This is a genomic window from Aurantivibrio plasticivorans, from assembly GCF_055392955.1.
Genome location: NZ_AP036020.1, coordinates 1,871,894 through 1,884,554, shown reverse-complemented (window position 1 = coordinate 1,884,554; position 12,661 = coordinate 1,871,894). Strand labels below are relative to the sequence as shown.

The 12,661-nt window shown below is 45.8% G+C and carries 16 protein-coding genes; 9 read left to right on the top strand and 7 right to left on the bottom strand.

Annotated elements, in window-relative coordinates; all coding sequences use genetic code 11:
* The first annotated feature begins 84 nt into the window (after positions 1-84).
* The 7 genes from ACZ5NB_RS08350 to ACZ5NB_RS08320 all read left to right on the top strand — a co-directional run bounded on the left by ACZ5NB_RS08350 (position 85) and on the right by ACZ5NB_RS08320 (position 4,727).
* Positions 85-813, top strand: coding sequence for a VC0807 family protein (locus ACZ5NB_RS08350; protein ID WP_460232678.1), 729 nt, complete (start codon positions 85-87; stop codon positions 811-813).
* Between the two features lie 40 nt (positions 814-853).
* Positions 854-1,153, top strand: coding sequence for a YciI family protein (locus ACZ5NB_RS08345; protein WP_460232677.1), 300 nt, complete (start codon positions 854-856; stop codon positions 1,151-1,153).
* Positions 1,154-1,329: 176 nt separating this feature from the next.
* On the top strand, positions 1,330-1,989 hold the full coding sequence (locus tag ACZ5NB_RS08340; RefSeq protein WP_460232676.1) for a TIGR04211 family SH3 domain-containing protein: 660 nt from the start codon (positions 1,330-1,332) through the stop codon (positions 1,987-1,989).
* A gap of 64 nt (positions 1,990-2,053) precedes the next feature.
* Positions 2,054-2,608 (top strand): peptidylprolyl isomerase, encoded by a 555-nt coding sequence (locus tag ACZ5NB_RS08335; RefSeq protein ID WP_460232989.1) that lies wholly within the window; start codon positions 2,054-2,056, stop codon positions 2,606-2,608.
* 33 nt (positions 2,609-2,641) lie between these two features.
* Positions 2,642-3,397, top strand: a complete 756-nt coding sequence (locus tag ACZ5NB_RS08330; protein WP_460232675.1) for a pyridoxine 5'-phosphate synthase — start codon at positions 2,642-2,644, stop codon at positions 3,395-3,397.
* 110 nt (positions 3,398-3,507) lie between these two features.
* Positions 3,508-3,927, top strand: a complete 420-nt coding sequence (locus ACZ5NB_RS08325; protein WP_460232674.1) for a CBS domain-containing protein — start codon at positions 3,508-3,510, stop codon at positions 3,925-3,927.
* A gap of 62 nt (positions 3,928-3,989) precedes the next feature.
* Complete coding sequence (locus ACZ5NB_RS08320; protein ID WP_460232673.1) at positions 3,990-4,727, top strand: TrmH family RNA methyltransferase; 738 nt, start codon at positions 3,990-3,992, stop codon at positions 4,725-4,727.
* Here the strand turns inward: ACZ5NB_RS08320 and ACZ5NB_RS08315 are convergent.
* Complete coding sequence (locus ACZ5NB_RS08315) at positions 4,717-5,346, bottom strand: hypothetical protein (protein WP_460232672.1); 630 nt, start codon at positions 5,344-5,346, stop codon at positions 4,717-4,719. The two genes, ACZ5NB_RS08320 and ACZ5NB_RS08315, sit on opposite strands and share 11 nt — an antisense overlap.
* Positions 5,347-5,724: 378 nt before the next feature.
* Between ACZ5NB_RS08315 and ACZ5NB_RS08310 the strand changes: the two genes are divergently transcribed.
* Together ACZ5NB_RS08310 and ACZ5NB_RS08305 are read left to right on the top strand one after the other, a co-directional pair.
* Positions 5,725-5,934, top strand: a complete 210-nt coding sequence (locus tag ACZ5NB_RS08310) for a cold-shock protein (protein WP_460232671.1) — start codon at positions 5,725-5,727, stop codon at positions 5,932-5,934.
* 177 nt (positions 5,935-6,111) lie between these two features.
* Complete coding sequence (locus ACZ5NB_RS08305; protein ID WP_460232670.1) at positions 6,112-6,804, top strand: MgtC/SapB family protein; 693 nt, start codon at positions 6,112-6,114, stop codon at positions 6,802-6,804.
* 56 nt (positions 6,805-6,860) lie between these two features.
* Here the strand turns inward: ACZ5NB_RS08305 and nfuA are convergent, their stop codons facing one another.
* The 6 genes from nfuA to ACZ5NB_RS08275 all read right to left on the bottom strand — a co-directional run bounded on the left by nfuA (position 6,861) and on the right by ACZ5NB_RS08275 (position 12,610).
* Positions 6,861-7,445 (bottom strand): Fe-S biogenesis protein NfuA, encoded by a 585-nt coding sequence (gene nfuA / locus ACZ5NB_RS08300; RefSeq protein WP_460232669.1) that lies wholly within the window; start codon positions 7,443-7,445, stop codon positions 6,861-6,863.
* A 126-nt stretch (positions 7,446-7,571) separates the two neighbouring features.
* Positions 7,572-8,612, bottom strand: a complete 1,041-nt coding sequence (locus ACZ5NB_RS08295; RefSeq protein ID WP_460232668.1) for an Ldh family oxidoreductase — start codon at positions 8,610-8,612, stop codon at positions 7,572-7,574.
* Complete coding sequence (locus tag ACZ5NB_RS08290) at positions 8,612-9,775, bottom strand: carboxylate--amine ligase (protein ID WP_460232667.1); 1,164 nt, start codon at positions 9,773-9,775, stop codon at positions 8,612-8,614. Before ACZ5NB_RS08290 ends, ACZ5NB_RS08295 begins: the two co-directional genes overlap by 1 nt.
* Before the next feature lie 4 nt (positions 9,776-9,779).
* On the bottom strand, positions 9,780-10,847 hold the full coding sequence (locus ACZ5NB_RS08285) for a hypothetical protein (RefSeq protein WP_460232666.1): 1,068 nt from the start codon (positions 10,845-10,847) through the stop codon (positions 9,780-9,782).
* A 14-nt stretch (positions 10,848-10,861) separates the two neighbouring features.
* The gene (locus ACZ5NB_RS08280) at positions 10,862-11,569 is read right to left on the bottom strand and encodes an RraA family protein (protein ID WP_460232665.1); all 708 of its coding nucleotides are present in this window, start codon (positions 11,567-11,569) and stop codon (positions 10,862-10,864) included.
* 51 nt (positions 11,570-11,620) lie between these two features.
* Positions 11,621-12,610: a hypothetical protein gene (locus ACZ5NB_RS08275; protein WP_460232664.1), complete on the bottom strand. Its 990-nt coding sequence runs from the start codon at positions 12,608-12,610 to the stop codon at positions 11,621-11,623.
* Positions 12,611-12,661 lie beyond the last annotated feature (51 nt).

The window sequence follows — 12,661 nt, the reverse complement described above, 5'->3', positions numbered from 1 at the left end:
ACAAGATTATAGAGCCCACACCATTTAAAGTACGATTAGCTATACCAATAACACCCGTTATCAACTCATTTCAAAGCGTTTTATATGTCTTCTACACCTGCAAACTCGTCCCCAAATACCCAAGAGCGCCCATCCGGTAGCAGCCTATTTGTTGAACTCTTGGTCAATATCATCATCCCTACTGTGGTCCTCAGTTACCTCTCTAAAGAAGAGTATTTGGGTAATAAATGGGCGCTCGTGGTGGCGCTCTCCTTCCCCATTATCTATGGCTGCAAGGATTTTATCGGCACGCACAAGGTCAACTTTTTTTCGATTATTGGCGTTGTCACTGTTGCCTTGACCGGCGGCATGGGATTGCTTGAAATTGACCCTAAATATATTGCTATCAAAGAAGCGGCTATTCCTGCAGCGCTTGGGCTCTTCACGATTATTTCGCTTAAGACACCTTACCCTCTGGTGAAAACATTTATCTACAATGAAAAGATCATGCAGGTTAGCCGCATCAATGCAGCGTTGCATGAAAAGCAAACAACAGCACTATTTGAACGTAGCTTGGTGATTGCCTCTGTGCTCTTGGCAATGTCCTTCTTTACCTCTGCCACAACAAACTATGTTTTGGCGAAAGTGGTTCTTGTAAGCCCTCCTGGAACAGAGGCGTTTAATGTAGAACTAGGCCGGATGATTGCTTTAAGCTACCCAGTGAACGTTGTTCCGGCAATGATTGTCATGATTATTGCCGCTGTTTATACCTTTAATGCCATTCGCAAACACACAGGATTGAAGCTCGAAGAAATCCTGCATAACGTCGAATAACTTAGATCAACTTTATACACAAACAAACAGCTAGGTCCCTATGCTTTACGCCATTATTAGCCAAGATATCGATAACAGCTTAAACAAACGACAATCGGCACGACCTGCACATCTCGAGCGTCTGCACATACTCAGAGACGCGGGCAGGCTTATTCTGGCTGGCCCTCATCCCGCCATTGACTGTAATGAACCCGGCGAAGCGGGGTTTACGGGGAGCTTAGTCGTTGCGGAGTTTACGTCACTTGAGGACGCTCAAGCCTGGGCTGACGCAGACCCCTATGTCGCTGCTGGCGTTTATCAAACAGTAACCGTTAAGCCTTTTAAGAAAGTGTTACCCTAAAACGACCCGTGAGGGAGTTCGCATTCATCAGATAGCGTTTCGTATCCTCAATCCAGTTAGGGTTATAATTTACGAATCGTCTGTCGACTGTCGCGTGGTGAGCTTAATTTGCTGCCCATTCTCAAGACGTAATACAAAACCAATAACGTGATCGTTTAAACCTAAGGCAACCCATAATGAAATACGTGTTCATGCTGCTATGCATCACTTTGGCCAGCCTCGCCCAAGCGCAAACGCGCTATGTTTCAGATGAGCTTCGAATCAACCTTCGCTCTGGAGAGGGTGATCAGTACCGAATTACCAAGTTTTTACGTAGCGGTACACGCATGGAGATTCTCGAAGCCGGTAGTACCGAAGATTGGGCAAAGGTACGCATCGCCAGTGGAGAAGAAGGCTGGGTTCGCACTCAATACCTTCAGGCTGAGCCTATCGCTAGAGATTTGCTGGCCCAGGCCCGCAAAAAAATTGCTGAACTTACCGCACTGCAAAACAACTTAAATAGCAGCTCTTCAGAGTTACAGCAGCAAAATGCGACGCTGAGCGCCCAATTACAAGAAAGCCAAGAACTCGCGGCAAAACTAGCTCGTGAGCTCGATGAACTAAAACGCATTTCAGCCAACGCCGTCCAGCTAAATAATGCAAACAAGCAACTGATGGAACAGCGTCAAATCCTCGATACTGAAATTGACGTGCTAAAAGCTGAGAATGAGCGCCTTAGTGACAACTCAAATCAAACCTGGTTTTTGTACGGTGCAATTGCTGTCATTATTGGTGTACTTCTCACATTAATTCTGCAAAAAATACGCATGCGTCGTAGCTATTCAGAGTGGGCCTAAGAAAGTGACTGGCAAATTTTCCATTGGTATAGCGCATAACCTGAGAGCAGTTCTGTCATTTTATTTGTTGTTGCTAATCTCCCCTTCGCTGTACGCAGAACCAGCCCAAGATGATGTCATTGTTTCACTTGAAACTGATTTAGGAACAATTACCGTTCAACTGTTTAAAAAAGAAGCCCCCATCACGGTTGAGAACTTTCTTCACTATGTCAATTCGGGGTTCTACGACGGAACTCAATTTCACCGCGTAGTGCCAGGTTTTGTTGTGCAAGGCGGCGGTTTTACATTCGACTTCGTTGAAAAAGAAACGGCGGACCCCATCATTAACGAAGCGGGCAATGGCCTCCCCAATACCCGCGGCACATTGTCAATGGCGCGCACCCCAGACCCCGACAGCGCGACATCGCAGTTTTTTATTAACCTCGCTCACAACGTCACCCTGGATCACAGCGAACATAACCCTGGATACGCTGTGTTTGGACAAGTCATCGACGGCATGGACGTCGTTGACGCCATCGTCGCTATCCCTCGGGGGCGCTACCGAACCTTTCCAGAAGCGCCAAACGATATGGTCCGTATATTAAAAGCCAGTGTTTCGCGCACTGACATCACCGAATAAATACCACCGCCAGCGCCAATCGAGAGAGTTTCAATGCCAATAGCACTCAGTGTTAACCTCAATAAAATCGCCCTCATTCGGAATTCGCGCGAAGGAAATTATCCCAGTGTCGTGGAATTTGGGCGCATTGCGCTAGAAGCCGGAGCCGATGGTTTAACCGTTCATCCGCGCCCAGACCAACGACATATCCGACCGACTGACGTCACAGCACTTGCTAGCTTGGTGTCAGAGTATCCGAACTGCGAATTCAATATAGAAGGTAACCCCTTCGCGGAACCTCAAGGGAGTTATCCTGGTTTGCTAGAACTGGTAAAAGAAACATCACCGCACCAGTGCACGCTAGTGCCGGACTCCAATGACCAACTGACGTCTGACCACGGCTTTGATCTATCCAAAGATGCAAACAGGCTATTACCGATCATCGAAGAGTTGCACGAAATGGGGGTTAGGGTGAGTCTATTTATGGATCCGGACCCTGACCAAATCGCACGCGCTAAAGCACTTGGTGTCGCGAGAATTGAGCTCTATACCGGCCCGTACGCAGCGCAGTGGTCTGCTGATAACGACTCATCTGACACCCTCTATACACGCTATCGCCAAGCTGCAGAGTTCGCTGGCGAGCAAGGCATAGAAGTCAACGCGGGGCACGATTTAAACCTGGAGAATTTACCTCAATTCGCGACAATACCTGGCCTTAAAGAGGTATCAATTGGCCATGCTTTGACCGTTGACGCCCTGCGTTTCGGTATGAGGCCTGCAGTTGAGCGTTATTTAACGATTTGCCGTTGAACGACTATCGTACTGACCGTTAAAAACTGCTTGATTGGCCATCCTATATCACGGTAGTTTAGAGATAGTTTAACTCGCGGGTTTGGCCCTTAATTAGCACTGGATATCTTATGAGCTCATCTATTTTAGTTACCGATTATATGGATAATGATCCTCACGCAATTCCCGTTAGCGCCAATGTTCGTGATGCAGTTGAGAGCCTGCTTAAATCAAAAGTTCACGGTGCGCCGGTCGTTGATGAACAACACAAATTAGTCGGGTTTGTTTCCGAGCAAGACTGCATTAAAGAGCTACTCAATTACGCTTTCTATTGTGAAGAGCCTTCACCAGTTACCAAAGTTATGCGTACCGAAGTCATCACAACAACCCCGGAAACCTCCATCGTTGAGCTGGCAGAAAACATGACAGCACAGCGCCCCAAGAACTATCCCGTGGTAGATAACTTCGGTAAGTTAATCGGCCTTATTAATCGCTCTCATATATTGAAAGCGCTACTTGAAAATGACGAAGACTGCTACTTGCGAAAGTAGCAGATCACTCAACAAAGCCCACCTTTCTTGCTTCCACCCTCTCCCGCGAATACGGCCGCCTAGTGACTGTGACAAATCTTCCTGCAAATTTATTAACTATTTACGGCCGCAAGCCTGTTCTCGAAGCCCTGCAAGATACTTCTATCGAATTCCACAAGGTCCATTTTGCCGATAGCAACAAGCCCAGTGGGATCATCAAAGATATCAAAGACTTATGTGCGCAGCGCGGTATAGAAATCGCCACCCACGATAAACTTGCGCTGTCTCGAATTTCTAAAAACAAAAAGCAAGATCAGGGCGTAGCTGCCGATATTCTGGCGACAAATTTTTGTGATGCTGAAGACTTTTTCAACGCGCATGACCACTACAAAGTTATTGCGCTCGAGAATGTTACCAACCCTCAAAACGTTGGCATGATTATTCGCGCCGCCTGCGCTGGTGGTGTCGACGGGATCCTTATTCCAAAGAAAGGCTGCGCCAAACTCGACGCATTAGTAATTAAAGCCAGTGCGGGCACTCTGTTTCGAGCCCCTATTCTTCGTTGCGAACAAATGACAGCGGGCTTAGTGTCTGCAAAAGCAAATGGAGCGTGCGTATTTGGCCTTGCATTGCAAGATAGTCAGCCCATCAACAGTGCGCACAAACAACAGAAAGAAGTCTATGTGTTAGGCAACGAAACGGACGGTATGTCACCCGCTGCCCGAAAGCTTTGCGATGAACTACTATTCATCCCAATGCAAAATGGCATTGAATCACTGAACGTAGCAATAACGGCTGCACTTATCGCCTTTATGCGTTAGTTCCCGCCTTACGACGAGGAACGGACGGGTTCTCATAATGGCCCAGAGCACGCGAAAGGCGCTCACGTCGGTTGGCCAATAAGCTTCTAACGGTAGGTGCGAACTCGGAGTCCGCCTGATGCTTACGCTCGAAGCGCAAGCGAGAGACTTCTGCCTCAAGATACCCAGACAGATTGTGTTTTTCTAAGGCATCTTTTCCAAACAAAACCGTTATCCATTCGTTCATGCAATCAACATAATCGTCAATTCCCAAGGTATTATATTTCGCGAAAGCGTTATGGATACCAACTAAAGACTTCTCTCCCGGAGCCGCTAAATCTCCAGGAATAACAAACGTGCTAAAGTACCTAAACGGAAAAGCAACCAAATGAAATAGCGCTTTCACAATGAGGCTCAATACAATAAGTGGAAGAAGGCATAGCACGATAAGTGCTTGGAGTAAGGCGACCAAAATGTTACTCGACCAGTGTAAACGGGACAACAACCCTGGCGTAACCGACCTGGGGTCAAACAAGTCCCTTGCTAACGCCCGCCTTTTATAACGACATGCTATTTTAAAACATAGCGTTTCTTTTTCGGTCAGTAATACGTGCTTTCTGCCGACTGATTGAATCGCCAAAGTAATTCCTTAAATGAAATCTCTAAGCTAAGGGGGACGTCATTTTATACATTCACGTCCCTAGCCAACTTGTTAGTTTTGCTACGAAAATCAGCGCCGCAAAAACGCAAATTTAACGAGCCACAAATATACCAGTCGTCTTACAATTTGCCAGCTTTCGCGAATCGACTTACCCGCACATTATGAATCTAATATTAACGATAGATTTATACACCCTGGCACCATTTTACTATTGATCTCGATTTCTAGGCGCTCTAAACTGCTTGCGGGGTGGCCAATTGTACTAGTTGAGATCCACTTTTGTGGAACTCGAGTGATACACGTTGGCGTCGTGCAATACACTGCATTTTGCAGTCTTTTTATCTTAAGGTTAAGTTAATGTCTGACAAGCTCACCGGCACCGTTAAATGGTTCAACGAAAGTAAAGGTTATGGTTTTATCACCCGTGATGGTGGTCCCGACCTTTTTGTGCATTTTAGCAACATCATGGGCGAAGGTTTCCGTACCCTGCAAGAAGGGCAACAGGTCAGCTTCACTGAAGGCCAAGGCCAAAAAGGCCCGCAGGCCGAGAACGTTGAACCTGCGTAAGTCGTTCCCAAGCGTATTATAAGATGGTGGCGCCAAGCGCTACTGTCTTACCCATCAAAATCTCACACTCCCGCTACTCCTCTAATGGAGCCAGTTAGCGTTAGCCCCTACTGTTCCCAAAACTTCATATTTATTAGCAGCCCTACACATTTCAGCAACCTGGATTATAGTTAATGTATGGATGCCGAATTAATAGAAGGAAGCTTAAGACTATTTGCCGCTACTACTGCTGGCGGGCTAATCGGGTTAGAGCGTGCGTATAATGGCCGGGCAGCCGGCTTCAGAACACACGTTTTAGTTTGTTTGGCCTCCGCCCTGTTGATGCTGCTGATGCAGTTTCAATGGCTCATCGTACCCAGCAGCCAAATCGATACTTTGCGTGTCGACCCAACGCGCATGGCCCAAGGTATCATGACAGGTATAGGCTTCTTAGGCGCGGGGGTGATTCTCCATGATAAACGAAGTATCCGCGGACTCACTACGGCAGCGTCAATATGGATTACTTCCGCCATAGGTATCATCATTGGGTCGGGCTTGTACGCTATTGGCATACTCGCGGTAGCACTTACGTTGATCACCCTTTCTCTTTTCCGCTGGGTCGAAAAAACCATTCCCACCAGGCGCTACGCTAAATTAGCTGTTGTCGCTGAAATTGATGTATTAGACATCGAGGGTCAAATTAAAGAGCTACTGAAAAAGAACGGACTAGAGGGGAATGGCTTTGCCTACACATCCAGACAAGGGGGGCATGAGATACAACTTCAGACGACCATCAGCACCTTTAAAAGCCGACGCTTCAAACAGCTATACCAAGCACTTTGCCAGCAAGCCGAGTTACGCGAATTTACTATCACCCCACTTGATAACTAATCGAACAGGGCGCTAAGCTAACCCCGCATTAGGCAGGGTCAACATTAAGAAGAGGGTTAGTAGTACGCGTTGGTTTTGACGGTATGGTCAGTCACATCTCTGACCCCAGCAACTTCAGGCACCTTCTCGGTCAGGGTCCGTTGGACGCCATCCTTCAATGTAACATCGATAGCGCTGCACCCCTGACAGCCGCCGCCAAATTCCAATACAGCGAAACCATCCTCGGTATACTCCACCAAGCTCACCTGCCCACCATGGGCCGCCAACCCTGGGTTAATATCGTTATAGAGCACGTAGTTGATCTTGTCCTCTACCGGGCTATCGTCGGTCACTTTGACCATCTTCGAATTGGGCGCCCGAATGGTTAACTGCCCTCCCATACGGTCTGGCGAGTAGTCGACTGATGCTTCGTCAAGAAAGGGAATACTGCGCGGCTCAAAATAAGCATTAAAGCCTTTCAGCTCCATCACCACGTCATCCTCTTTCTCCTCTCCAGGACGAGAGTAAGCGATACAGGTCTCCGCTTTTGGTGTACCAGGGTCTGAAACAAACATACGAATACCGATGCCATCGGTATTTTGTTTATCTAAAAGCTCTTTGAGATAAACTTGAGCGGATTCGCTGAAGGAAACATTAACCATAAGAAATACGGGCACTTTGATGAGTTACGAAATAACGAAGGGTATTATCCTCTGTCACATGCTATATAGCAAAGCCCGACCAGGAGAAAATACTCATTGTTGCTTGAAAAGGCCAGATCACCAAATTTAAATAAAAGTCGGAAGTGCCACGCCGTGTTGTTTCGAAAGATCTGATAAGGCGTCAAGAGTTGCTTTGTCTAACTCCACACCCTTGGTATGCGACTCAACCTCTTTAGAAATCTTTTGAACACCCGGTAAACGAACATTGCCATCTGCCAGCAAATACTCACGCAACCTAGACCATCCGCTTTCATAGGTTTCGCTATCAATGTACGAACTTGGTGAAATAGCGATAAAAAGCTGACCATTACCCCCAGGCTTTTCAGGGTGTTTATAGAGCGAGCCAATTTCTTTAGAAAGACTTGAGCCTGTTAAAACGCCCGCGAGCATTTCAACCATCAGCGCCAACCCAAAACCTTTAGCACCACCAAAAGGCAGTAATGCACCTTGATCCACAAGCCTCGGATCTGTAATCGCCTCTCCTTTAGAATCGACCGCTATACCTTCCGGCAAGCTTGTACCATTTTCAATCGCTTTGGTTATGGTCGAACCCGCACTCGACGCCGTAGCCATATCAATTATTAGGTGCTCCCCTCCAATACCGGGAAAACCCACGCCGAGAGGGTTGGTACCTAAAACCGCTTTCACTCCACCATAAGGGGCGACTTTGGGGAACGAATTAGAAAAGACAAACAACACACAGTCGTTATCAGCTGCGAGTTTAAGATAAAACCCCAGGGCTCCACAGAAATTGCTATTACTTAATGCAATGCCAGCAATTCCCTGAGTTTTAGCGGTTTTACACACTTCGACAGTAGCTTTTGCACAAAGATAATGACCAAATCCAGCCCCTCCATCGATATAACTAAAAGCCGGCATTTTTTTACGCACTAGCCACTTCGATGGGGAGGTGATTCCACCGGACGCCAGCTTTTGCAATAAAACGGGTAAACGCCAAACGCCTTGATTCGGAAGCCCTGCCGCTGAACACCATACTAAACACTCAGATACCGATTTTGCTTCTGGCTCAACAACGCCAGCGCTACAAAGGATATTGTAAGTAAATGCCAAAAGATCTGAATATGAGCAACGTTGTGAAATTACCATTAGCCTAAGCGTCGCCTAAACCAACCAGAAATGATTTTTACGTATTGATAAACAGCGGGAAGCGGATCAGATAAGCGAAAATACGGAAATACCTGGGGCGCAGCTATACTCTTAATCCACTGAATGAAGGTCAGTTCTCCCAGTGCTTTTCTTTGCCTAAATGAACTGAAGTCCCTCCACAAATAAATTAGACGCTTATCATCCTTAAATGTCGTCGGAGCGTTAGCGGGTTGGCCCATTAAATGCGAATATACAACCTTATCAGTACTCATACCTGATTGAACCAGAAGTTCATGGGCTGCTGTAAACCTCGGGTTACACTCGATGAGCTTTAACGTATTATCTCGAGGGTCTCGCTTAAATTCTATATTGCCTAGACCTCTATACCCTATCCCCTCGAAAAACCGTTTGCCTAACTCAGCGACATCTGGCTGCCATTTAGAAATATGGTAACAGCCACCACCAAAATTCTTAGGAAATCGTCGTATAACAGACTTTGTATAATCGAAAAGAAATTTCCCACTCTCATCAACATAGGTGTAATAGCTACACAACAAGTCATCCGGCCCAGGAACATATTCCGTAATCATCACTTCCAATCCGTTTGAGTAAACCTCCTTTAAGTGAGCCTCAAGTTCTTCCCTATTTTCAACAGGTAATAGCTTGAATTTGAAAACCTTCCTATAAAGGTGGGAATGTATAGGTTTAACCAAAACTGGGAACTGTATATCTATGCTGCGATAAAATGGGTCACTCTCTATGTGCGCCCAGCAGCTTGGCGTAGGGATACCTATTTTTTTTGCCATTTCAACTGTAGCAAACTTATCGAGCAAACTTAGTTGTAGGTCCGGATCATTAATTTCCAGCAGGTATTGAGACGAAAGCTTTTCATGATTTCTAGACACGAAGTCTATTGCCTCATCACTACAACAAAGTACCACTCGACCAACCAATTCCTCTCTAGGGTTTTCCAAAAGGATTTCTCGCCATAAACTTGGCAAATCCTGATTTGATCCAGGTGAATAGAACTGGCTACAACACCTAGAATATTTCGCACCCGACTTTTCATCGGATGAGATAGAAACCTTAACCCCTATACTGCTGAGACTTCGAGCTATCGCAAGCGTATTTTCCGCCCCCCCCAAAAGTAAAACTTGTTTCATTACGTCATGCATCCTCTGACAATAGTTTTCCTAATATTTTTTCCGCGACCTGACTAGAGTTTCTTGACGTCGATACTAAATAATGGTGATGTAGACCAGGCGTGGTATTCACTTCATTAATATACATTGCCGAACTCCATGGTTCTGTTACATTCGGAGCCATTAAATCGACCCCAGCTAAAGCAATCCCAAGCTGCTTACATATTTGGCTACCTTTGCTCTCAATACTCGGGTGCACAGCATCGAGTACGCAAATATTCTCGAAACGATTATTTTGGTTTATGACTGTTTTCAAGAACACGTATTGACCATTCACTGGAACACTTTTCAGAGATAAGCCTTGGCATTCCAGACTAAGCTCTAAGTCTAAATCACGACTGACTAAAAAAAGGCTTCTAACCTGAGTATCGTTAATTCTTTGACTGTTCTCCTGTTCCAACAGTTGTTTTACGGAACTTTTGCCATCCCCCACAATGCTGGGCGGTTGACGCTCTACCGCATCTATAAGCTTGCCATCAAGATACAGCAGCCGATAGCTATTTAGCGATAGCTGTTCCTCAAGTAAAATTTGGTTGTTGTAGTACGCTGCTTTTTTTAACGCTTTTTTGAGCTCTTTGGGGCCTTTAACACGGGTCGTAACACCTCTTCCAGCTCCCGTCCCGAAAGCTGGCTTTACGACGATTGCGCCTTCGTGATCAGATAAAAACTTATACGCTTTACTCACACTCGAGGTATCAACCAAAATATGCTTAGGAACATTTGAACCAATTTCACTTAACAATTTATAGGTTAAAGGCTTATGCCCCATAATCTTAAGTGTTAAATGATCATCAAGCATGACGGCAGAGCCATTCACAATGGTTGAACGATCCCCCAACGTAATGCGCTCATACCCGTAACCCAGCGATTCAATATTCGCCCCAATATTAGACGAAGGCTTCGCCCAAAAATCCTTATAAAATAGCTTTTGTCTGGATTTATTAAATTGACGCAACCGGCGCTCAACAGGGCTAGCATTCTGTATGAAATGTTCAACACGGAGAGCCAATTTTTGAAACTTTGAATTTACCATTTTGACGACGATGCCTACTCCGAAAAGCAACCATTGTCATTCAGGAGCTTGTCCACCCATTCGTTCGAGAACTCGCCTTTTTTAAGTTTAGCGATATATCCCTCTAGCGACGCTTGCCGTTCAACCAGTTTTCCGAGAATGGACTCAGCAAATTCATTTCGGACAACAACAACGCCGTTTGAGTCCGCCACCACCAAGTCACCTGGTTTAACCACTATACCACCGCAGCTAATCGGATGATTTACCTCTCCAGGACCACGATGAAGCGGCCCAATGGGGCTCACTCCAATTGTGTATACCGGCAACCCAACTTCTTTTAGGCCAGGTAAATCTCGAGTTAATCCGTCGATAATAAATCCCGCCACGCCTCGATGCTTAGCCTTAGTAGCGACCATATCACCAAAAACAGCGTTCCCAGTATGGCCGCCAGCGTCAACGACAATAATATCGCCGGGCCGTGCTATATCTAACGCCTTGTGAACCATTAAGTTATCACCAGGATATACTTTTACGGTGCAGGCCACGCCACATAAAGGTTTATCGTTCACCAAATTTTTAATATCGGATGACATGGTATACATACGGTTTAACATGTCAGAAATATCAGGCGTTTCAAACTTACTATAGTGTTCTACAAGCTCTCGAGAAAGAGTCGGATAGTCGCTTGTTATCCGAAATCCAGGCCCGGGAGTCATCTCTGCGGATTGTGGTCGCTGATTCATTTTATTCTTCGCTTAAGTTAAGTGTGCAAAATATTTTTTTAAATTCAATCGCTAATCAAGCAGATCGATTGCCTTGAGTTTAATAAGTCGACGTAACGTGCCAACTGTCGAGAGCTGGTGCTTTTTAGGAACACCTAAACGATCAAAGAGTTGCGCAACTGAGTCGCCTTTGGCGAGCTTTGTAATAAGCGAGAATTCAAACTCAGTTAGGGTAAATTCTTTCTCCCCCACCATATTCGCTTGTATGACTTCGTTCCAATTCAGCCGAGTGTATAAACGACGCACGTTTTCTAAGCGCGGTGATACAGACAAACCCAAGGAGAGCAATTCCTCGTCAGAACTCGTCTTCAGGAGGCTTTGAGATCGATCAAACTGGGTTATAGTGCGATCATCTTCACCGATAGGATCTAAGTCGATTGCGTTAAATTTAAGGTACAGCAACGATGTGAACGCAGGATTGACGCGTTCATGGTAGATAGAATTGCCCTCAAAGAAAACAACGTCACCTGGCTGCACATCCAAAGAGACCGGCTCAAGGCCCTTAAGGACATTTTCCGGCAATTGATCCTCATCTAAACTGGAGCGCCATAGCGCCGTCGAACTAAACGGGTTGATTGTCAGTTCATCATTGGGATAGAGAATAATGTAGGAATTAGCTGGCACTTTTAACGGAATACCGACCGTGATCTGCGAGGCCACGCGGTCTTTGTGCGGTGGCGGATTAGTATTCGCCACATCCTCATAAATTTTAATGTGTCTCTCACATAGTGTTATGCTGCCGCGAGGGTAACCAGCAACATCCGCAACAAAATCTAGTACTTCAGTAGGACATGAACCACCATCAGCAAATTCAAAAAGATACTGCTGTTTCTTACCCTTAAACTCCCACTCTTCCATGCCCTCTCGATTATTTTGCTTCTGTGTAGCGAAGGTTTGAGCAAAATCGAGGAACTCAGGAGTAACCCCCCCAACAATATTTACGTATCTCTCTTTACTGTACTGAGCTGAAAACGCAGTCGCATCCTTATTAAAGACTTTCATATCTAACACCTAGTAAACACAATTAGGTAGGCTGTATATCGCTACCAACAG